Genomic DNA, 21,093 nt, shown 5'->3' on the forward strand with positions numbered 1-21,093 from the left:
TTGATCAGGGCGTTGCCCATGGCCGCGCCGGGAGTCCAGATGCCGCCTGGAATTTCCGGCGTGTCGCGCAACAGGCAGACCGCGCATTCCGCAATCATTTTCGACGTGGATCCATAACCGGGATCGCGGTCGCCGCGGACCACGACACGGACCTGACGTCCATCCGGCGCGAGCGCGACGAACAAGAGATCATAGAGCCCGGATTCGCGCTCCTCTTTCGACGGGCCCTCGCCCGGTTTCGGTCCGCCCGGTCCGCCCATCTCGGTATTGGCGGCGACAACGCGCTTGGCGTTAGCCTCGCCCTTCTCGCCAGGGCCGGTCAGCACCATCTCGTCGTAGACAAAATCCTTGCCGTAGGGAAAGCCCCTCAGCAGATTGGAGCGGTGTACATTGCGGGTGTTGATCGTCGCCATCACAAACGGCGCGGTCCATGCATCCAGATCCTGATCGAACAGCGGCTTGTTGCCCGGCGGCTGTTTTGGACCCTCGAAGCCCGGCGTCAGGACGAACGGATTCTTCAATAGAGCCACCAGGCTGAGATCCTTCGCGGCGGCGGCGAATGTCGCCTTGATGCTCGCCGCGGTGCCCCCCGAGAAGGTTCCCTTCATGGCGCGGACGCGGCCTTTGACCCGGGCGGCGGGCGCGCCCAGAACCTTCTTCGCCGTCTCTTGGCAAAACAACACGCCGAGTTCGAACGGCAATGAATCGAAGCCGCAGGAAAACACGATTCGGGCGCCGCTCGATTGCGCCGTGGCCTGATGCGCATCGATCATCTGGCGCATCCACACCGGCTCACCGCAGAGATCGAGATAGTCCGTGCCCGTGGCGGCGCAGGCGGCGACCAGTTCCGATCCGTAGAGCTGATACGGCCCGACCGTCGTCAGCACCGACCGGGTCTGGTCGACCATGGCTTTCAGCGACGCGGGATCGCCGGCATCGGCCACGATCAAGGGCGTATCGGCCGGCGCGCCGATCGCGTCGCGCACCGACGCCAGTTTGTCGAGGCTGCGTCCGGCCATCGCCCATTTCGGATCGCTTTTGCCGGTGTAATGCGCCGCGAGATATTCGGCGACAAGCTGGCCGGTGAAACCGGTGGCGCCATAGACAACGATGTCGAATTTCGACGAAGACTTCATCTTCAATTCCTGCAGGTGTTGTGGAAAGGTTCGGATGCGCGGCGATTTATCTGGTTTTATTTCCCGTTATTTCTTGGCGTAGGAAACGCCCATGCCGGCGCGCACATCGCTCTGGATTCCGTAGGGCGCGATCGGATAGCGCAGACCGTTCTTCGCCAGTGCCTTCATACCGGTGATCGCCTTGGCGAGATGCGCCGGCGACAGCGCCATCAGCATCTCTTCATCCGGCACGCCGCCATAGCGCCGCTCGGCATAGCACGGCAGCGACAGGCTGGGCTCACCGGTCTTGAGCGCCCGCCCCCATGAATCGGCGCAGGCGGTCTCCCCGACCACACCCCATTCGAATTTCTTGTATCCGGTATATTGAAGGCCATTGATGAGAATGATCATCTGGCCCGGTGTCGCATACACCAGACAAATATCCGGCGGATTGAGCCGGCCGGAGGCCAGCGGACTCACCACCAGGGCCTGGTATCGGCCGAATGGGACGACATCGAGCGCTTCCTGGCGCTTGCGCGCGTCCTCGGCATTCTCATGCCAGACGCCGACATAGGCCTGACCGGCAAGCCACTTCTCGTCCTGCGGCGCCAGCCCGATCACGGCGCGACACTGCGCCCCGACGAGATCGTCCGACGTGATGCCGACAGTCCAGCCGAGCCGCGAGGCCATGCTGACGATCTGGTCGGTGGTATGAACCGCCGTCGGCCGCCTGATTTTCGGTATCGCCGCCATCTCGTCTGCGGTCGCGAACATCTTCATGCCGATCACGGTGGTCTTCAGCCGCAGCAGGCTGTTCAGATCGGCTACCAGGCCGGGCAAATCGAACTGTTCCGGCGGTGTTTGCTGTTGCATGGCGTGAACTCCCGATATCGGCGGCCCTGGCTTGCGCGCCTCTTGCCTTGATCCTAGCCCGATTGCGCGGCGGTTGCGACCAGCCGTTCTAGTTTGGGCCAGGCCCCGGAAACCACGCGTCGATCTTGCCGGTAGCCCTATAGGCGGTAAGGCCGATCCATTCGCGCACCGCAATGTCCGTGCGTTCCAGCCCATCGATGGCGACAGGCGAAAACGTCAGAAGATCCGCAAGCCCGCCCACGCGCCAGTCCACCGGATACGGCTCCACGGCAAATCCGGCTTTGCGGAACAGACCCACCGAGCGCGGCATATGATAGGCCGAGGTCACCAGCAGCCATCGCTCGCCGTTCTTTGGTGCCACCAGCGCTTTCGAGAATTCGGCATTTTCCTGGGTGTTGCGCGAGCGCCGCTCCATCGTCAATCGCTCCCTGGGGACGCCAAGGCTTTCGAACAGCGCTATCGCATAATCGGCTTCCTTCGCGGTGTCATCGGAAACCAGATTGGCGTTTCCACCTGTAAACACGATGCGCGCGTTTGGATATCGACGCGCCAGGGCCGCGGCGGCAATCATGCGGTCGGCCGCGTGCGTGAGCGCCGCCCGGCCATGCGCGGCGGAAAGGTCGGGGTCGATCGATCCGCCGAGGATGATGATGCCATCCGGCACGCCGCGCGCGGCGTCCCAGGGCGGGAATCGCTGCTCCAGCGGATAGAGCATCCAGTTCCCGAGCGGAGAAAATCCGCATATCGCCAGCAGCAGCACGGCCGCGATCAGGAACCTGCGGCCAAGGACCGCCCATCGCGTGGCCAGCAGGATCGCGCCGAGCACACCAAGGCCGATCAGGAAGTTCGCCGGCAACAACATGATGCCGAGCGTTTTGGAGAGGAAAAAAAACACGAGAGGCCTCTTGGAATGTCTGGTACAGCGTCATACGCGACCCCTGCCCCAATCAGAAGCCCCGACATGACACATCATCACCTGCATTCCAGCCCCGAGACCTGCCACTGGGGCTTCTTCGAAGCGAAACTGAAACCGGTGCTCACCATCGCCAGCGGCGACGAAGTGACCATCGACACCATCAGCGGCGGCCCGGAAGTGGTGCCGGATCGCAGCCGGTTTCACGTCCCGCCCGAACTTGCGGACGTTCACGCCAGAAGCGAGCGGATGGTGCCCGGCCATATCCTGACCGGGCCGGTCGCGGTCGCGGGGGCTGAGCCCGGCGACGTGCTGGAAGTCGAGATCCTCGACGTCAAGCTCCGGCAGGACTGGGGCTACAACCTGATCAGGCCGCTGGCCGGCACGCTGCCGGACGATTTCCATGAGGCCCGGCTGATGAATATTCCGCTCGACCGGACGCGAATGGTGGGCCGGCTGCCATGGGGGCTCGATCTGCCGCTGGCGCCGTTTTTCGGTGTCATGGGCGTGGCGCCGCCGCCGGCCTGGGGCCGCATCACCTCGCTGATCCCGCGTGCGATGGGCGGCAACCTCGACAACAAGGAACTGACGCCGGGCGCAAAGCTCTATTTGCCGGTGTTTGTGCCGGGCGCGCTGTTTTCCTGCGGCGACGGTCACGGCGTCCAGGGCGACGGCGAAGTCTGCGTCACCGCGATCGAGACCGCGCTGCAGGGACGTTTCAGGCTGACGGTGCGCAAGGATCTGCGCCTGGACTATCCCCGCGCCGAAACGCCGACGCATTACATGACAATGGCGATGGATCCCGATCTCGATCAATGCGTGGTGCGGGCGCTGCGCGACATGATCGTGCTGCTCGGCGAAAAGCGGAACCTGTCGCGCGAGGATGCCTACACGCTTTGCAGCCTGGCCGCGGATCTGCGGGTGACGCAGACCGTGAACGGCTCGAAGGGCATCCATTGCATGATCGCAAAGACCATCGCGCACGGGTAGGAACGTCACAAAAGCTGCTTAAATTTCGTGCGGAACGGCCTGGCGGGGAGGCCATCCCGCTCGGTGAAACCTTGCTGGAGGCCGGACCTCTCGAATTGACGATCCTGGCTCACGGCAGTGCCGGCAACGACGGTACCAATTGCCATCTCGGGCTCGATCTGTTGCGGGGTGAAACCGGTTTAATCTTTCATAAAAGGCCACGACAATAACACTTCGTCCAGACCCGGTTTCCATCAGGGAGCATGTGTCTTAAAACCATTGGATTCGGTCGGCCGACCACGTACCGTGGTATCTGCCAGTTCACCGGCACGGGAGACGGAAGGAGATGGAAAGACGCCTGGCAGCCATAGTCTGCGCTGACGTCGCCGGTTACTCGCGGATGATGGGCGCCGACGAGGAAGGTACCCACGCCGCGTTCAAGGCCCATCGAAGCGCGATATACCCGATCATTCTCAATCACGGCGGCCGGCTTGTGAAGAACACCGGCGACGGCTTCCTGCTGGAATTTCCGAGCGTCGTGGGGGCGATCGAATCCGCCGTCGCGATCCAGACGCTGATGGCAGAGCGTAACAGCCAGCTGCCCGCGGAGCGGCTGATGCAATTCCGTCTCGGCGTCCATATGGGAGATGTGATTGCAGACGAAGACGAAGTATTCGGGGACGGCGTGAACATCGCCGTACGGCTTGAGGCGGTGGCTATTCCCGGCGGCGTGGCCGTTTCGGCAAAGGCCTATCAGGAGGCCAGCAAGCATCTCAGCGTGCCGCTTGTCGACGCCGGCAGTCACCGTTTCAAGAACATCGAAGAGACCGTAAGTGTCTGGAGCTGGGAGCCGGGCGGCGCCGACAGCCACGCCCGGGAAACCAGGAACACGTCAAACCTGCCGGCGCAATATCGAACCGCGATCGTCGGCGTGCTTCCGTTCACCAATCTCAGTGACAGCGCCGACGAATATTTTTCCGACGGGCTGACCGAGGATTTGATCTATGCGCTCTCGTTGCAGTCATTTTATCGGGTCCTGAGCAGGAGTTCGACGTTTTCGTTCAAGGGTAAAAACGTGAGCACGCGCCTGATCGCGCGGGAGATCGACGCGACCTATTTGATCCAGGGCTCGGTACGGCGGGCCGGAACCAAAATTCGGGTGACCGCCGAACTGATAGCCCCGGAGAATGGCGAGCAATTATGGACCGGCCGATATGACCGGGACATCGGCGATCTGTTCGCGATGCAGGATGAACTCACCACGGATCTGTCCGGTGCATTGGCCCCGGAGATTTATCGCGCGGAAGCGTCCACCCCCACCCGCACTTCCACCGATCTGACCGCGTGGGATCGGTTCCTGAGAGGGCTTTCCCACTATTATCGGCACACAAAAGCAGATTTCGAAGCCTCGATTGGTTTGTTCAGGGAGGCCATCGCGCTCGATCCGGCGCTTTCAATTGCCCGCGCCTATCTCGCCACCATCATGGTGCAGGGCGTGCATTATGGATGGATCAAAAGTACCAGCCAATTGTGGACCGAGGCCATGAACCTGGCGGAAAGCAGCGTACGACTCGATCCTCGCTCCTCATTCGCGTTTGCGTGTCTGTCCTACATGCATGCGATGGAAGGGCATTACGAGCCCGCGATGGAGGCCGCAAAGCGGGCGGTTGCACTAAACCCTTACGATATGGGTGCCCGCGGCGTCCTTGGAATATGTCACCTCTTTGTCGGCGAGCATCAACAGGCCATCGAATTGTTTTCAACCGCCGTGCAGCGCGGCAACACCGACCCCCGATTTCAATGGGGTGCCTTCAATGCTTTCAGTCATTACCTTTTGGGGCAATATGATGCTTCGCTGTCCTGGGCGCGCGAAGTCCTGTATCTCACTCCCAATCACCTTCAAGTGCTCGCGGTACGGGCGGCCGCGCTCGCGCAATTGGGACAAAACGAGGAAGCTGCCAAGGCGACCGAGGTCTTGCTCAACAGCTTCCCGACCCTGACCGTCGAACGGCATCTGAGGAATTTCCGTTGGAAAACTCCGGCCGACATCGCCCATTATCGGGACGGACTTTTGAAAGCCGGCGTACCCTTGAACGGCTCGGCGCCCACCGAGTCAGTGACAAAACGCACGGCATAGACACGGGGTTCCGGACCACGCCGGACGTCCCGAAACGTACAACAAGCGCGTATCGGTTGACACGGCTTCGAATCCCGCCAAAACTCCGATACATCCTGAGGTAGAGAACCGTCCGGCGAATCCGTTTTCCAATTGCTTGTCCCCTTCAAATCGCGATGCATCCTTTCATGATCCGGCTTGATAATTCGGTGCTTTTTAGGATTGATATCCATGCAAGACAATCACGCGCCATCCCAGCCAATCGCCGTTTCACCCAATAATCCCTGTCCTTTCCTGCGCGCGCTTGTCGCGGAAGGTTTCGTCGACGGTCACACCGTCCCGCTTCCTACGCTGACCAGGACGATCGAGGCCGCGAGCGGCGAAAAGGGTCTGAAAGAAAGGATGGTCGGCATCGAGACCTACCTGGTCGCGCTGATCGCAAACGGCCTTGGTCCGCTTCGCCTGTTGCGCAGCTGGTGGTCCGGCGCGCAGCTCGATGAGTTGCGCAACGGTCCGTTGGACAAGCATGGCAGCGGTTCGCGCATCCTCGATACGACCGCCCATATCGACGAAGCGGAGCTTGCGCGTCTTGCCGAGTTTGGAAAGGACTGCCCGGATCCGTCCGGTGGAGTCGAGCGCGGACTGACGGCCCAGGAAATCACGACCTACATGGACGCGAATTTCGAACGCGCCAAGGCCACCCGACGCTGGATTGATCGCAAGTTGATGGATGGCGAATGGCCGGTCTTGCTGAACATCATCGGCAAGGGTGAAGGCGAAGGCCGCTACCTCAGCGTCGCGGAGGTCAGAACCCTGTTCGTAGAGCGTCGGCTGCCCGAGCGGATCGCCGCGCGCCTGCCAGCGCCCGCGCCGGCGCACAGCCCCCTTGCTGTGCTCGGCAAAGCCGCGCTCGGTGTGGTCGCCTTGGCCGTCCTGGCGCTCGTCGCGTTTGCCGAATTCCCCGATCAGTTACAGAAAATCCTGCCGGCGAAAATCGCGCAAGTGCTGCCGCCGCCGCTGCCGGACCGCGCTCCGGCAAAGTCAGCGGTTTGGCTCGACCAGAACTGGTCGACTGAAGACCGGCACTGGTTCCATCATGTCAGTCAGGGCACCGCGACGTTTCAGGTGTCTTATGACTGGTTCGTCGCGCTGGAGCAGCCGGGCCTTCACTTGTTCAGCCAGCCCGGTCTGCTCAGCGACAGCGCCTATCTCGAGCGGTTCGGCTTCCTGCCGAGCCCGAAATCCGTCCACACCGACGAAACGAGCCTGCATCGCTTTGGGTATTCGGCCTCGTCCAACGTCCCGCCGGCGGCGCCAGCGTCGATTGCCGGCCTGCGAGCGACGCCGGTCGAGAATTTCGACGGCCTGCCGGTCGGTTTCGCGCGTTTGACCGGCGCCACCGATCCCGCGACCGGGCTCCCCCTGCCCGATCAGATCGGACTGACCTGCGCGGCCTGTCACACCGGAAGCCTTCGCTACAAAGACGTCAGCGTGCGCTTCGACGGCGGGCCGGCGATGGTGGATTTGCGGAAGCTCGAACTCGCGACCGGTCTGTCCGTGGCCTATACGTTGAAAGTGTGGGGACGTTTTGGACGCTTCGCGACACGCGTGCTCGGTCCCGACGCAACCCCGGAACAATACAACAAGCTCAAAGCGGATCTGACGGCGCTCGGCGCCCGGCTGCTCAACCAGGCCAATGCCCTGGACAAGGCCACCACCGACCAGCACCAGCCGAATACCGAGGAAGGGTTTGGGCGGCTCGACGCGCTCAACCGGATCGGCAATCAGGTTTTCGCTACCGATCTGGCCATGTCGGGTCTCAGCGGATTTGAAAAGAACCTGCACGCGCAGGACGCGCCGGTCAGTTTCCCGCCGATCTGGACCGTACCCTGGTTCCTGTTCGCGCAGTACGACGCCTCGATCGAGCAGCCTTTGATCCGCAACGCCGGCGAAGCACTTGGGGTTTTTGCCCTGGTGAATCTTTCGCCTGACTATGCCCCAGAAACTCTTTTCCGCTCCTCCGTCGCGCTCGAGAATCTCGTTCGCATCGAAGCGATGCTGCGCGGTCCGGACCTCACCGGCCCAAGCTTCGGTGGATTGCAGTCGCCCAAATGGCCGTCCCAGATATTCCCGGGCGATGCAGCATGGAAAATCGATCCAGCGCGCGTATCCAAAGGCCGCGGGATCTACGCCGAAATCTGCGCCGAGTGTCATCTTGGACCGGTCAACGACCCCGCGTTCGACCAGCAATACCCGGAAAAGAGTTTTTGGTCCTCACCCCATTGGGACGCCAAAAACCAGGTGCTCGATCCGGTACAGAAGACCGCGGCCGGCATGGGAACGGACCCCGCGCAGGCCAACGTTCTGTTCTCGCGCACCGTCGACGTTCCCGGGTTCCTGAAAATGGACCCCGCGCAAGACCTGGGAAAAAACTGGGGATGTCAGAACTTGCCGACCTATCTGTCGACGGAAATGCCGTTCTCGATCGCATTGATGATCGCGGTGGACCGGACCAGCAGAAAATGGATGGACGATCACGGCGTTCCGGATTCCGATCGCCCCACACTTTGGGAGGCCTCCCGAAAGAACTGTCCGAATCCCATTAGCGTGCAGTCACCACACTATCGCGCGCGCCCCTTGAACGGCGTTTGGGCGACCGCGCCCTATCTCCACAACGGCTCGGTTCCCTCGCTCTACTGGATGCTCAAGCCAGCGGCAGAGCGTCCCAAACAATTCTGCATGGGCTCGCGCGATTTCGATCCGCAATATGTCGGCCTTCGCGTCGCCGCCAATGAACGGCAGACCTGCAGCAAGGGTGAAACCCTGTTCTCCGCGACCAACCCCGACGGATCGCCGATCCACGGCAACAGTGTTCTCGGCCACTCGCTCGAGGGAACCCCGGGTCCGGACAAACCCGGTGTCATCGGCCGCATGCTGACCGAGGAAGAGCGGTACGATCTGATCGAATATCTGAAGACGCTGTAACCGGATGAGAGCTCTTCGGCCGTCGGCGGGGGCCTCGGCCTGCCCGTTTTGCGGATCAGGCTCTAGTTTGTGGTGTCACCGGTTTTGGTTCGTTTCGTCTGGGCTTTTGTAGCCGCCTTGGGCGCATCCGTGCCGCGCGCAATACCCCAGGGGTCCGCGGGAGGCTGGTCGGGAATGTTACCGAGCGACTTTTTGTAGGCTTGGTCGGCCGCTTTTTCGCTCTCGATCTCCGATGGCGACTTGGGAGCCTGTGGCGGTGGCGCAGGCGGTTTAGTACCAGGTGATTGCCCGTAAGCGGGCCCGGCCAATATCAAGGCGATGATCGCTGCGGCTCCAAGAAATCTCATGCGTATGCTCCGTCCTTGCAATTTCATATCACTCGCTACGCTGCGGCGCCAACAGGGCACTTTGACAGGCCGTTGGATTTTTTCTGAGGCCCGACAGAGCCGACATCACGGCAGATGACGACGGGCCAAAAGCCGGATCCCGCGAACCGTAACGGTATTATAATACTTATATCGACTCTACGCAGGTCGCGGCAGGTCGCCGCGTCGTCGTGGTAAGGGGAATCTTAAAAATAAGCCGGTATCGTCTTATTCATATTGCCGGAGAGATTGCATGGCGTTCGGATTTAACGACCGGGGCCTCGCCTTTTTGCGACTGAACCTCGGACCCAAGGCCGTCATCAGCGCCGCGCTGCTGATCATCGTCAATACCGCGCTTCTGGTGGGAGCGGGCTATTGGTCGTTGACCCGCGACTTCAACACTCGCGCGGAACGCGATATCGACGTCAGCCTGCGCACCCTCAGCCTCGCCTTTGGCGAAACCTTCCCGGACGCGAAGATCGCCATTCGAGACGGCGTCGTTGACCGCATTGAAATTCCACAGATGCCGGAATTTGGCGATCACCGGATAGTGGATCGAGCGACCTCGTATGTCGGAGGCAACGCCACGCTATTCGTCTACGACGATGCGTCGCAGCAGTTCGTTCGCCGGACCACCAACGTCAAAAAGGAAAATGGTGACCGGGCGGTCGGCACGCAACTCGCGCCTGATCATCCCGCACAGGCCGCACTGCGCCGCGGCGCGGCCTACAAAGGTCCGGCGATGCTGTTCGGCCATCGTTTCTACACGGCCTATCAACCGGTGTTTGGCGCCGCCGGCAAGGTGATCGGCATCGTCTATGTCGGCATCCCGATGGCCGAACTCGACAGCATGCTGTGGCAGGCGATCGACGCCATGACGATTGCCGCCGCCATCGCCGCTTTGCTCGCTCTGGGGATGACGATGATGCTGGTTCGCCGCATCACCAAGCCGCTGAAGGCCGTAACGGAATCGCTGACCATTCTCGCCGAGGGCAGGACCGACGTCGAGGTTCGGCATGCCGACCGCCGCGATGAAATCGGCGCGATCGCCCGCACCGTCGGCGTTTTCAAGAACAACCGCATCGAGCGCCGACAGCTCGAGGCCGAACGCATCGTTACCGAAAAGCTGGCGATCGATCAGCGCAAGGCCGAATTGAATCGGTTCGTCGAGAATTTCCGCACCAAGATCAGCGGAATCATCGAGCGGGTGCTGAATTCTTCGGGGCAATTCGAAAAGGATGCGCAGCAGCTCTCCATCACGGCGCGCTCGACCGCCGAGATGTCCGGTCGGTCCGCCAGTGCCTCCCGGCAGGCCTCCGAACACGTCCGCAGTGCTGCCGCGGCCTCCAACGAGCTGTCCCAGTCGATCGTCGAGATCACCCGCCAGGTTCAGGATTCAAACGGTGTCGCGGCCGACGCGGTCAAGCAAGCCAACGCAACCGATGAACGGATGGCGGAGCTGTCGGTGGCGGGCGACCGGATCGGCGATGTGGTGAAGCTGATTACATCGATCGCGGAACAGACCAACCTGCTCGCGCTCAATGCGACCATCGAGGCGGCACGGGCCGGCGAAGCCGGTCGCGGATTTGCGGTGGTCGCGCAGGAGGTCAAGAACCTGGCGGGCCAGACCGCAAAGGCCACCGACGAGATCAGCGCCCACATCGTCAACATGCAGCGCGCAACCGAAGAATCCGTAAATGCGATCAAGGCGATTGGGCAGACAATCGAGCGCATCAGCGAGATCACCACGTCGATCTCCTCCGCGGTCGAGCAACAGGGCACCGCGACCCAGAACATCGCGGAAGGCGTGCAGGCTGCCGCCAGCGGTACCCTCGATGTCGCCGAGAACATCGAGCGGGTCGCGCGGGGAGCCGGCGAAACGGAAACGACATCGGGTCAGATGCTGGGATCCGCGCAGGCGCTGTCCGAGGTGAGCATCCATCTTCGGGACGAAGTCGAGAAATTCCTGGATAGCGTTCGCGCGGCGTAAGTTTCGCCAAGGCGAACCAGGAGACATCGACCGGACGCTAGAGCCTGATTCAACTGGGTTGAATCAGGCTCGTCGCCCATTTTCTTATTTGAGCATGATCTTTTTCGGAAAACCGGTTCCCACTTTTCCGGATCATGCTCTAACCCAGCCGCCAGCCGACCTCGGCGGCAAAACTCTGGTAGAACTCGGCGTCATAGGCGCGTTCCGGCGTCTGCCGCACGCGCTCGTCGAGGCGGTTGGCGTCATCGCCGACCAGAATGCGCCAGCGCCCGGCCTTGACGCCGTCGAGGATGACCCTGGCGGCAGCGGCGGCCGTCATCGGCGCCTCCTCGCGAAAGCTGCGGGCGCGTTCGGCGGCCAGTCCCTGAACATCCTCATCGGACATCGCCGTGGCATCGATACCCGCCGCGGCGAGGCGCACGCGCGTCTGGGCAATTTCATTCTCGCTCAATCGCTCGGAACCGGTGCCGCTCTGCAGCTTGCGCGAATTGGAAACAATCGAGGTGCCGATATGGCCGGGCATCACCACCGAGCATTTGACGTGCGGGGCGTTCAGGCGCAGATCGTTGATCAGTGCTTCGGTGAATCCCTTCACCGCAAATTTCGCGGCGCTATAGGCGGTGTGCGACACGCCCGGCCCGATGGAGGCCCAGAACCCGTTGACGCTGGAAGTATTGACGATATGTCCCTCGTCGGCCTTCACCAGCATCGGCAGAAAGGTGCGGACGCCGTAATAAACCCCGCCCCAGCAAATATTGAAGGTCCTTTCCCACTGCTCGCGCGAATTGGTGAACAGGCTGCCGCCGCCACCGATGCCGGCGTTATTGAACAACAGATGGATCCTGTCGGTCGATTGCTGCTCGGCGATTTCATCGCGAAACCGCAGCAACTGGTCTTCAATGGAGACATCGGCGATATGCGTGGTGACGCGCAGTCCCTGCGGCAGCTTTTCCACCTCGCAAAGCCGCTTGGTTTCCGCCATGGCATCGGCGGAGACATCGCACATCGCGACATTGCAGCCCTCGGCGACCAATTGGCGCGCGAGTTCGCGGCCCATGCCTGTGCCGCCCCCGGTGATGACAGCGATTTTTCCGGCAAATTCCTTCATGGGATACCGCGTACCTTTCCAGTGACAGCCACCGACTATGTCGGGTTTCCGACCCCGCGCAAGCGATTTAGACGCGCCAGAGAACCGGCCCCGCGCGCCCTGCTCCCGTCAGTTGCCGGCGTTGAAAACTCAGGACACGCGCGACGTCTGCGCCGCGAACCCGGCCCAGGTCAGATATAACCCGATAAAAAATGCGGGCACGAGCGAAAGATAATAATGTCCGCCATATCGCATCGCCGCGACCAAGCCGGCGACCGCTTCGGGCGCAACACACAACAGCAGCAGCCCCTTCGCAAGCGCCAGCCACCCGACCAGTGTGACGACCACCGGCAGTGCGCCGCCGGACCAGACATTGTGACCGACTATCATCGCGGCACCCATGGCAAGACTGATGATTGCGTAAGCCAGCATCACCGGGACATCCGCAGCCGTGGTTTCGATAATCGCACTGCCCCGTACCAGGAAGCCGGCGGTGAGCAGGATGGTGAAAAGTCCGATAGACCGCGCTAGAAAAACGGTGAGACGGGACATGCGAACCTCCGCTGTATCCAAAGAACCGGTATCCACCAGACTACAGCAGGGAACGGCGCCGGCTCCAGCACGGAAACTCGATCGGACAGCCTCCGATTTTCGTTACCGATGCCGGGAGCGACCGCAACCAAGTTGCCAGGTCGCAAGAAAGCGTCGCCGCCCCGCCGAAAAGTGTTAGACTTCAGCTGTGCAGTCGATCAGCCGCGAGACGGAGCGGTAAGCCAAAATGCGAAAGATCAGTTTCAAAGCCTTGACGGCGGTTTTGATGATTGGACGCCGCTCGAAAAAACATATCGACTGGACGCTGGCGATCGCCATATTTTCGACGATTGTTACACTTTCTCTCATCACGCTTTATGTTTTGCAGGACAGTGGAGAATTTCAGGAGCCCTCGCCCACTCAGACCGCTGCGCCAAATGTTCCGCGGAATTCGTCGGAATGAAGGTTCCGCGATCGTGGCTCTACCAATCCTTGACCTAAATCTTCGACCCAAATCTTCGACCTATGAAAATCTAAAAAACCGCCGGTTTGGCGATAACAGTGTGGAGGTACGCAATGGCCCATGTCGTCGTGATGTATAAAACGCCCAAAGACACAGCCGCTTTCGACAGTTACTATTTCGAGACCCACGTTCCGATTGCGAAGAAACTGCCGGGGCTGCGAAAATATGAAGTCAGCCGGGGTCCGGTGGCAACGCCTGCTGGGCCCTCGGGCTTTCATCTGATCGCAACATTATATTTCGACAGCATGGCTCAGGTTCAGACAGCCTTCGCCAGCGCCGAGGGCAAAGCTGCGGCAGCGGATGTACAAAAATTCGCCACTGGCGGCGCCGATATGATCTTGTTCGACACGCGGGAAGTATAGGCGCTCCGTAGGAATACGGAGAATGATCAGCTGGGGACGCCGATCACAGCCGGCGAGACCGCGAGAGCCTTATACCTGGAGGCGGCGACACGCTTTGGTCTCTTAACAACCGGCTTTGAAGTATCGTGCTGTGCGTCTGGCGGGACGTTCATGGCCGCGGCCATTTCGTCGAGAACCACTTTGTATTCGCCGGTGGCTTCCTCCAGACGCGGTTCTTTTCCCGCAGAGGTCTTGTGCGACGGTGCAGGCTCGATAGCCCCGGGATCGAACCGAACCCGCTCGAGTTTCTCCCCGACAAACCAGACGCAGAGTATCCCGGTGACTTTGTTGTCATCGAAAATATCCGTGTTGACCGTATCCACCGTCATGGTGGGGCCACCGGATTTCAGCACCACGAGATCCCCCGACTTGATATTGGTCATTGGTAAAACCCGTAGCCGTACGGCGAATCGTGCCGCAACAATAACAAATCACCACAGCATCATCACGCGCGGCTGATGAGACGCCGTCGAATCAGCGCTCGTCTCGCGACCAGCACCGCTCTCATCTGAGTAACCGCGCATGGCCAAGGTAAGGCGCAAACCAACTTGGAACTTCGACGCCGAAGATTTAGCGCGGTCGCCGCGTCGTAATATCTTAACGTAGACTATCACATCGAACTGATTCGCGGCACGAACATTGCTTTGAACGAACTGGCTGGGAAACTCAGGAGTGCGGCATGAAAGGCCTCGTCCTCTGTACAGCGTTCGGTTGCTTGATGAGCGTAGCGAGTGCGCGTGACCTCGGGCAGTGGGGATCGACGGACCCCACGGTGCGCGAATGGTATCAAGCGTTGATGCAGCCCGATAATCCCGCCGTCTCCTGTTGCGGCGAAGCGGATGCCTATTGGGCAGATTCGTTTGAAGTCGACGGCGACAAATATGTCGCCATCATCACCGACTCCAGACCGGACGAACCGCTTCGACGCAAACACATCGATGTCGGAACAAAGATTGTAGTCCCGAACCACAAGCTGAAATACGACCAGTCAAATCCGACTGGTCACGGGATCATTTTCCTGAGCCGGGGTGATTACGTCTATTGCTACGTCGCACCGGGCGGCGTCTGATTTTTTGCGCGGGGATGTCCGGTAACCGCGAGGTGCGATATCGCGGGCCGCGGCGTTCCGATTGCGCGGCCTGCCCGTTGCGATGTGATGAAGTTTTGGTCGGAGCGAGAGGATTTGAACCTCCGACCCCTAGTCTCCCAGACTAGTGCGCTAACCGGGCTGCGCCACGCTCCGATACCGTTCCCTTAGCTTCGATCAGCCTCCCGCGCAAGAAGCCCGATCAGCAGGCGCGCAGACGCCCGGTTCCAGGGGCGGCTAGCCTTCCTTCAGCACGGAATCGAGCAATTGCCGGCAGGCGATCAGGTCCTGTAGTACGCTTTTTAGACGCGCCACGTCGAACGGGGGTGCCAGGTCGGCCACACCGGGGATCCGGTCGTCGTCCGACGCCAACGAATTTCTCCCCTTGTCGCGCTCGGTAAACCGGGCGACCCCGCCCTCTTCCGGGCTGTCATAATCGTCGTCATCAAGGTCGATGCTGGGGGGGGCGTCATCGTCCTGCTCCAGAACGCTCTGCCCGATCGCTTCTTCGATGGCGCCGAACGAGGTTATCGCAGACCCGTCCGCCAGCTGCTGGACCGATTTGATACCGTGCTCTTTGAGAATACGCTGCACCCCGCGAATGGTGTAGCCCTCGCCATACAGCAGGCGGCGGATGCCCCGGAGCAGATCGACATCATCCGGGCGATAGTAGCGGCGGCCACCGCTGCGCTTCATCGGCTTGATCTGGATGAACCGCGTTTCCCAGAACCGCAGAACGTGCTGGGGGATGTCGAGATCGTCAGCGACCTCGCTGATGGTTCGGAACGCATCCGGCGCCTTGTCCAAATGCTTGCTCCTCTGATGGTCGCCCGGTTGGACGAATTATTCAGTCGGCGTTGCCGTCGCCGTTAACGGCGCTGTGACCGTTGATCCGTTGCTTCAGGATGGCCGACGGCTTGAACACCATTACGCGACGCGGAGAAATCGGCACCTCGGTGCCGGTCTTGGGATTACGGCCGATGCGCTGGCCTTTCTTGCGCACCATGAACGAGCCGAACGACGACAGCTTCACCGTCTCGCCCTTCTCCAGGCAATCGGTGATCTCTTTCAAGACCAGTTCGACAAACGCGGACGACTCCGTGCGCGACAAGCCCACCTTCTGGTAGACGGCTTCGCACAGATCAACGCGTGTAACGGTTTTTCCGGTTCCAGTCATCGCCTGCCCCAACTCACGGCGAACAATATGTATCTGAAATTATGAGCTTAACAAGCGACGGTCAACAGCGCTCATCAATGCAATAGCATGAAAGAGATAGCAAATGCAGATAAACATCTTAACGTGGCGCTTACCAGCGCAATAGCGCCGAACCCCAGGTGAAGCCGCCACCCATGGCCTCAAGCAGCACCAGATCGCCTTTCTTCACGCGCCCGTCAGCGACGGCAACCGACAGCGCCAGCGGAATCGAGGCCGCCGACGTGTTGCCGTGCAGGTCGACCGTGAGCACCACCTTCTGCGGCGCAATATGCAACTTGTGCGCTGAAGCATCGATGATTCGTTTGTTGGCCTGGTGAGGAACGAACCAGTCAATGTCCTCGGCAGTGGTGCCGGTGGCCTCGAAGGCATCGACAATGACGTCGGTGATCATGCCGACGGCGTGCTTGAACACTTCGCGGCCTTCCATCCGCAGGTAACCCACCGTGCGGGTCGAGGATGGACCGCCATCGACATATAATTTCGACTTGTGCCGGCCGTCGGAACGCAGATGCGTCGTCAATATGCCACGGTCGGAGGGCTTGCCCGGCTGCTGCTGCGCCTCCAGCACGACGGCGCCGGCGCCGTCGCCGAACAGCACGCAGGTGCCGCGGTCGTTCCAGTCGAGAATGCGAGAGAAAGTCTCGGCGCCGATCACCAGCGCGCGTTTGAACGCGCCGGTGCGCAGGAAATTATCCGCGGTGGCCAGCGCGAAGATGAACCCCGAACACACCGCCTGCAGATCGAAGGCCGCGCCGTGATTGATTCCGAGCCCGTGTTGCACCGCGACCGCCGTCGCCGGGAAGGTGTTGTCCGGCGTCGAGGTCGCCAGCACGATCAGGTCGATGGTCTGCGCATCGATCCCGGCATTGGCCAGCGCGGCGCGCGCGGCATTGATCGCCAGGTGCGACGTGAACTCGCCCTCCGCCGCAATGTGGCGCTGCCGGATGCCGGTACGCTGAACGATCCACTCATCGGAGGTGTCTATTCGCGCCGCCAGTTCGGCGTTGGTCAGGATCTGCTGCGGCAGATAGGATCCACAGCCGAGCACGACCGAACGTATCGCAGTCACGAGACAGCCTCCTGCGCGGTCGGTGCCTGAACCAGAGCGCCGCCCTCGGGATTGAGCATCTGATTGATCTTGGTGAGGAGATCGTAGCGGACCATCTCATAGCCAACATCGACCGCATAGGCAAAGCCTTCGGCGTCGGTTCCACCATGGCTCTTGACCACGATTCCGTTCAGGCCGAGCACCACGCTGCCATTGGACTTCGAGGGGTCCAGCTTGTCGCGTAGCGACTTGAAAGCATTCCTTGCAAACAGATAGCCGATCCGTGAGCGCCAGGTGCTCGACATGGCGCTGCGCAGGAATTCGGTGATCTGTCGCGCGGTGCCTTCGGCCGCTTTCAACGCAATGTTGCCGCTGAACCCTTCGGCGACGATGACGTCGGCGGCACCCCGGCCGATGCCGTCGCCTTCGACGAAGCCGATATATTCGAGTTGCGGAAGGTTCATGGCGCGCAGCAATTCCGCGGCTTCGCGAATTTCCTCGCGGCCCTTGATCTCCTCGACGCCGATGTTGAGCAGGCCGACCGTGGGCCGCTCCAGACCGAACAAGACACTCGCCATCGCGCTGCCCATCACCGCCAGCGCCACCAGATGATGCGCATCGCCACCGATGGTGGCGCCGAGGTCGAGCACGACCGAATCTCCACGGGCGGTAGGCCATATGGCGGCGAGCGCCGGCCGGTCAATGCCGGGCAGCATGCGCAAGCAAAACCGCGCCATCGCCGCCAGCGCGCCGGTATTGCCGGCGGACACCGCGACGTCGGCGTCGCCCTTCTTGACGGCATCGATCGCCAGCCACATCGACGAGGTCTTGCGGCCGCGGCGCAATGCCTGGCTGGGTTTGTCGTGCATACTGACGGCGACATCGGTATGAATCACGCGCGATACCGCCTTCATTGCCGGATGTTTCGCCAATTCCGCGTCGATCACCGCATGATCGCCGAACAACAGAAATTCGGTGTCGGGATGTCGGCTCAACGAAATCGCGGCGCCGGGAATGACGACCGATGCGCCGACATCGCCACCCATGGCGTCAAGCGCGATTCGAACCTTTTGAGGCATGAACGTCCCGGAAACCTGATCTTTTGCGGACTTGGAGCACTTGGCCGCGGACTGTAATTCGCCACCGACAGCGGCGATCGGCCGAGCGCCACGCTGCACCCCCGCCGGGCCGCGACAATAGCGTTTCCCCGCCCCGACACAACCTCTTGACCGCTGCCTTTTGGATGCCTCGCCGCACTGGGGCGAATTGGCCATATACGAAGAAAACGAGTTGATTCAAGGTATTAAATCGAATTCCGGGGTCGATCGGGGATCCGCTTTTGTTGCGATGCGAGCCCAACCACCACCATTTGACCACGCTTCAACCGCCCTTGCCGCCCCCGGGCTTCTTCGGCTGCTTTTTAGAACCTGGCGGTTTGGCGTCGAGCTGCAGCGCCTGGAGCGCGGCAAACGGATGATCCAAGGGGTCGGCAGCCACGATCAACGGCTCGAAAACTGCATCCGGCCGGCGCGGATAGGGATCAACAGCCAAGAACAACGCATCGGTTGCAAGCCGGCCAAGATCGATGACGCCATTGATGATTGGTTCCGGCGGATCTGGAATCTCGCTGTCGCTTTCGGCGGCCTCATCGACCAGATCAGACAGTTCCGGAATCTGCTCCGGTGGCGCGAAGATCAGATCGATCGGCTCGTCGATCTCGTTCTCGATCGGATCGAGCGTTACCACACAGGTCTGTCCGACCCGCGCCCGCACTCGGCCGGTAACATGGACGCGGCCTCCACGCTCCGGCGTCACATCCAACGAGGCCTGCGCCGACAGCACTTCGCGCAAGCCCGCGACTCCGGCCATGGCGTCGCGCGCGGCGGAGTCAGCTTCGATGTCGCGGTGCAATCCGGTATCCGGTATTTGCACCACAATGACGGGAACGCTCCAGGGATCTGCTGTTTTCATCATGCCAATTCTGTCTAGTGCTGCGCGCCCGCTCCGGCCGGCGACGGAAACGTCCACGCTGCGCCCAACAATGTCACCTCGTCGAGACCCGTCAGGCCTGCGATGGCCGTCTCGGCATAAATGGCTAGCCGCCGGGCTTTTACGACATCCGCGCCATCGAGAATATTCTTGCAGAGCGCTTGCGCCAGTGGCTCTTCCCCCAGGCTCAAAGCCTGATCGTAGGCCGCCACCCGGCCGTAGAAGGCCTCGCCGAAGGCCTGCATGCGTTTTGGGACGGTGAGATCGCCGACCCCCATTTCCCGCAAATTGGCATCCATATCGTCGCAGAAGCGATCGAACAGCGCCTGGGACAGGCTCGCGCCACCCTCAGCCGGCTTAAATCGCCGCAAGACTACCCATAAATGCAACACCAGCAGATCAAAACGGCCATTAACCGTATCTGGCACGCCCAAGTCCCGATAAAACAACGGTTCTCGCGCTTGCGTCACGATCATGCCATAGATGGCTTCAATGGTGCCGCGCGAGGGCGCCCGGGGTTTCCTGAAGTGATTGAACGGCCAAAGCATTGTGGGTTCCGCAAGCGAGCCCCAAAGGTTTGCTTCTTGGGTGCCCGCGTTTGTTGCAATCCGACGTGCTGCCCGGTACGTCAACGCCTCGCCCGATGCAAGGGGATGGGACCAGTTCCGGAATGATTGAGCCGAGCCAGACATGCTCACGCGTATGCTCTCCGCGCGGCCTGACGGCACGCTGGCGTGGCCTGCGCGCGGCTGCCGCGGTCGCCCTGGTATGCGCGGCGCTGGCCGGCTGCTCCGGCGAACAGTTCCAGAAGGGCTACGTGCTGCCACCCGGCGCGCTTGAACAAATTCCGATCGGGGCGAGCCAGGATCAGGTCCTGATCGTGATGGGAACGCCATCCACGGTCGCAACGCTCAACGGCGAAGTCTTCTACTACATCTCGCAACGCTCCTCGCGACCGGTCATGTTCATGAACGACAAGATCATCGACCAGCGGGTCATTGCGATCTATTTCGACAAGAACCGCCAGGTGAGAAAGCTCGCCAATTACGGACTGCAGGACGGCAGGATATTCGACTTCATCAGCCGCACCACGCCGACATCCGGCCAGGAGGTCAACTACGTGGCGCCGCTGTTCAAGGCGCTCAACGTCGGTCAGGGCCAGTAAGACGATCGCGCGAGGCGATCCCGCCTTTCATCTCCAAAACAAAAACCCCGCGGCTCGCACCGCGGGGTTTCTTGTTTCGATCGTGTAGCGCGGCTCAAAGCGTTTTCGAGCGAAGTGGATACCGGTTCGCGTGAAGAAAACGCGTCTAAACAGAAGTCTTAATGCGCGAGGATCGCCAGCAGCAGCAGCGCCACGATGTTGGTGATCTTGATCATCGGGTTGACGGCAGGACCCGCCGTATCCTTGTAGGGATCGCCGACGGTATCGCCGGTTACCGCGGCCTTGTGGGCGTCGGAGCCCTTGCCGCCGTAATGGCCGTCCTCGATATACTTCTTGGCATTGTCCCAGGCGCCGCCGCCCGAGGTCATCGAGATCGCCACAAACAGGCCGGTCACGATCACACCGAGCAGCATCGCGCCGACGGCGGAGAATGCCGCCGACTTGCCCGCCGCGCCGCCGCCTGCAATCCCGAAAATGACAAAATAGACGAAGATCGGCGACAGCACCGGCAGCAGCGACGGAATGATCATTTCCTTGATCGCCGCCTTGGTCAGGAGATCGACCGCCTTGCCGTAATCGGGCTTGTCGGTGCCCTGCATGATGCCGGGCTTTTCGCGGAATTGCCGGCGCACCTCCTCGACGATCGACGCGGCGGCACGACCGACGGCGGTCATGCCCATGGCGCCGAACAGATAGGGCAACATCCCGCCGAACAGGAGC

21 protein-coding genes and 1 tRNA gene are annotated in these 21,093 nt (G+C 61.2%); 8 read left to right on the top strand and 14 right to left on the bottom strand.

Annotated features, from left to right (window positions below; all coding sequences use genetic code 11):
• The 3 genes from ABR948_RS14520 to ABR948_RS14530 form a co-directional block, all read right to left on the bottom strand.
• Positions 1–1,136, bottom strand: a 1,136-nt coding sequence (locus ABR948_RS14520; RefSeq protein ID WP_428118959.1) for a saccharopine dehydrogenase family protein, incomplete at its 3' end; no start/stop codon positions are given.
• A gap of 66 nt (positions 1,137–1,202) precedes the next feature.
• Positions 1,203–1,988, bottom strand: a complete 786-nt coding sequence (locus tag ABR948_RS14525; RefSeq protein WP_428118962.1) for a DUF169 domain-containing protein — start codon at positions 1,986–1,988, stop codon at positions 1,203–1,205.
• 88 nt (positions 1,989–2,076) lie between these two features.
• Complete coding sequence (locus ABR948_RS14530; protein ID WP_428118965.1) at positions 2,077–2,883, bottom strand: YdcF family protein; 807 nt, start codon at positions 2,881–2,883, stop codon at positions 2,077–2,079.
• 66 nt (positions 2,884–2,949) lie between these two features.
• On the opposite strand from ABR948_RS14530, the gene ABR948_RS14535 reads away from it, so the two are divergent.
• From ABR948_RS14535 to ABR948_RS14550, 4 genes are all read left to right on the top strand, one after another.
• Positions 2,950–3,891 (top strand): acetamidase/formamidase family protein, encoded by a 942-nt coding sequence (locus ABR948_RS14535; protein WP_428118968.1) that lies wholly within the window; start codon positions 2,950–2,952, stop codon positions 3,889–3,891.
• A 325-nt stretch (positions 3,892–4,216) separates the two neighbouring features.
• Positions 4,217–6,007 carry an adenylate/guanylate cyclase domain-containing protein gene (locus ABR948_RS14540; protein WP_428118971.1) on the top strand — a complete coding sequence of 597 codons (1,791 nt, stop codon included), beginning with the start codon at positions 4,217–4,219 and terminating at the stop codon, positions 6,005–6,007.
• Between the two features lie 210 nt (positions 6,008–6,217).
• Positions 6,218–8,971, top strand: coding sequence for a di-heme-cytochrome C peroxidase (locus ABR948_RS14545; protein WP_428118974.1), 2,754 nt, complete (start codon positions 6,218–6,220; stop codon positions 8,969–8,971).
• Positions 8,972–9,589: 618 nt separating this feature from the next.
• Entirely contained in the window at positions 9,590–11,326 is a 1,737-nt protein-coding gene (locus ABR948_RS14550; RefSeq protein ID WP_428118977.1) for a methyl-accepting chemotaxis protein, read from the top strand.
• Positions 11,327–11,465: 139 nt separating this feature from the next.
• On the opposite strand, the gene ABR948_RS14555 is transcribed toward ABR948_RS14550, so the two are convergent.
• On the bottom strand, positions 11,466–12,434 hold the full coding sequence (locus ABR948_RS14555; protein WP_428118980.1) for an SDR family NAD(P)-dependent oxidoreductase: 969 nt from the start codon (positions 12,432–12,434) through the stop codon (positions 11,466–11,468).
• 129 nt (positions 12,435–12,563) lie between these two features.
• Entirely contained in the window at positions 12,564–12,965 is a 402-nt protein-coding gene (locus ABR948_RS14560) for a hypothetical protein (protein WP_428118984.1), read from the bottom strand.
• Positions 12,966–13,191: 226 nt separating this feature from the next.
• On the opposite strand from ABR948_RS14560, the gene ABR948_RS14565 reads away from it, so the two are divergent.
• Together ABR948_RS14565 and ABR948_RS14570 are read left to right on the top strand one after the other, a co-directional pair.
• Positions 13,192–13,407, top strand: coding sequence for a hypothetical protein (locus tag ABR948_RS14565; RefSeq protein ID WP_428118987.1), 216 nt, complete (start codon positions 13,192–13,194; stop codon positions 13,405–13,407).
• Between the two features lie 113 nt (positions 13,408–13,520).
• The gene (locus ABR948_RS14570) at positions 13,521–13,829 is read left to right on the top strand and encodes an EthD family reductase (RefSeq protein ID WP_428118990.1); all 309 of its coding nucleotides are present in this window, start codon (positions 13,521–13,523) and stop codon (positions 13,827–13,829) included.
• Between the two features lie 26 nt (positions 13,830–13,855).
• On the opposite strand, the gene ABR948_RS14575 is transcribed toward ABR948_RS14570, so the two are convergent.
• A complete protein-coding gene (locus tag ABR948_RS14575) occupies positions 13,856–14,251 on the bottom strand; it encodes a YodC family protein (protein ID WP_428118993.1) in 396 nt (131 codons plus the stop codon).
• 296 nt (positions 14,252–14,547) lie between these two features.
• Between ABR948_RS14575 and ABR948_RS14580 the strand changes: the two genes are divergently transcribed.
• Positions 14,548–14,937, top strand: coding sequence for a hypothetical protein (locus ABR948_RS14580; RefSeq protein ID WP_428118996.1), 390 nt, complete (start codon positions 14,548–14,550; stop codon positions 14,935–14,937).
• A gap of 96 nt (positions 14,938–15,033) precedes the next feature.
• Here the strand turns inward: ABR948_RS14580 and ABR948_RS14585 are convergent.
• The 7 genes from ABR948_RS14585 to ABR948_RS14615 form a co-directional block, all read right to left on the bottom strand.
• Positions 15,034–15,111 (bottom strand) — tRNA-Pro (locus tag ABR948_RS14585).
• An 81-nt stretch (positions 15,112–15,192) separates the two neighbouring features.
• Positions 15,193–15,762, bottom strand: coding sequence for a MerR family transcriptional regulator (locus tag ABR948_RS14590; RefSeq protein ID WP_428118998.1), 570 nt, complete (start codon positions 15,760–15,762; stop codon positions 15,193–15,195).
• A 40-nt stretch (positions 15,763–15,802) separates the two neighbouring features.
• Entirely contained in the window at positions 15,803–16,132 is a 330-nt protein-coding gene (locus ABR948_RS14595; protein WP_428119010.1) for an integration host factor subunit alpha, read from the bottom strand.
• A gap of 130 nt (positions 16,133–16,262) precedes the next feature.
• Positions 16,263–17,240 carry a beta-ketoacyl-ACP synthase III gene (locus tag ABR948_RS14600; RefSeq protein ID WP_428119000.1) on the bottom strand — a complete coding sequence of 326 codons (978 nt, stop codon included), beginning with the start codon at positions 17,238–17,240 and terminating at the stop codon, positions 16,263–16,265.
• Complete coding sequence (plsX, locus tag ABR948_RS14605; RefSeq protein WP_428119002.1) at positions 17,237–18,298, bottom strand: phosphate acyltransferase PlsX; 1,062 nt, start codon at positions 18,296–18,298, stop codon at positions 17,237–17,239. The genes ABR948_RS14600 and plsX overlap by 4 nt, the downstream gene beginning before the upstream one ends.
• A gap of 301 nt (positions 18,299–18,599) precedes the next feature.
• On the bottom strand, positions 18,600–19,190 hold the full coding sequence (locus ABR948_RS14610) for a YceD family protein (protein WP_428119012.1): 591 nt from the start codon (positions 19,188–19,190) through the stop codon (positions 18,600–18,602).
• A 14-nt stretch (positions 19,191–19,204) separates the two neighbouring features.
• Positions 19,205–19,756 (bottom strand): ubiquinol-cytochrome C chaperone family protein, encoded by a 552-nt coding sequence (locus ABR948_RS14615; protein ID WP_428119004.1) that lies wholly within the window; start codon positions 19,754–19,756, stop codon positions 19,205–19,207.
• Positions 19,757–19,878: 122 nt separating this feature from the next.
• Here ABR948_RS14615 and ABR948_RS14620 point away from each other — a divergent pair, with 122 nt between their 5' ends.
• On the top strand, positions 19,879–20,373 hold the full coding sequence (locus ABR948_RS14620; protein WP_428119006.1) for an outer membrane protein assembly factor BamE: 495 nt from the start codon (positions 19,879–19,881) through the stop codon (positions 20,371–20,373).
• 158 nt (positions 20,374–20,531) lie between these two features.
• Here the strand turns inward: ABR948_RS14620 and ABR948_RS14625 are convergent.
• On the bottom strand, positions 20,532–21,093 hold a 562-nt coding region (locus tag ABR948_RS14625), incomplete at its 5' end, for a sodium/proton-translocating pyrophosphatase (protein ID WP_428119008.1).

The organism is Bradyrhizobium sp. (assembly GCF_050014615.1).
In the GTDB taxonomy this organism is placed as follows: domain Bacteria; phylum Pseudomonadota; class Alphaproteobacteria; order Rhizobiales; family Xanthobacteraceae; genus Bradyrhizobium.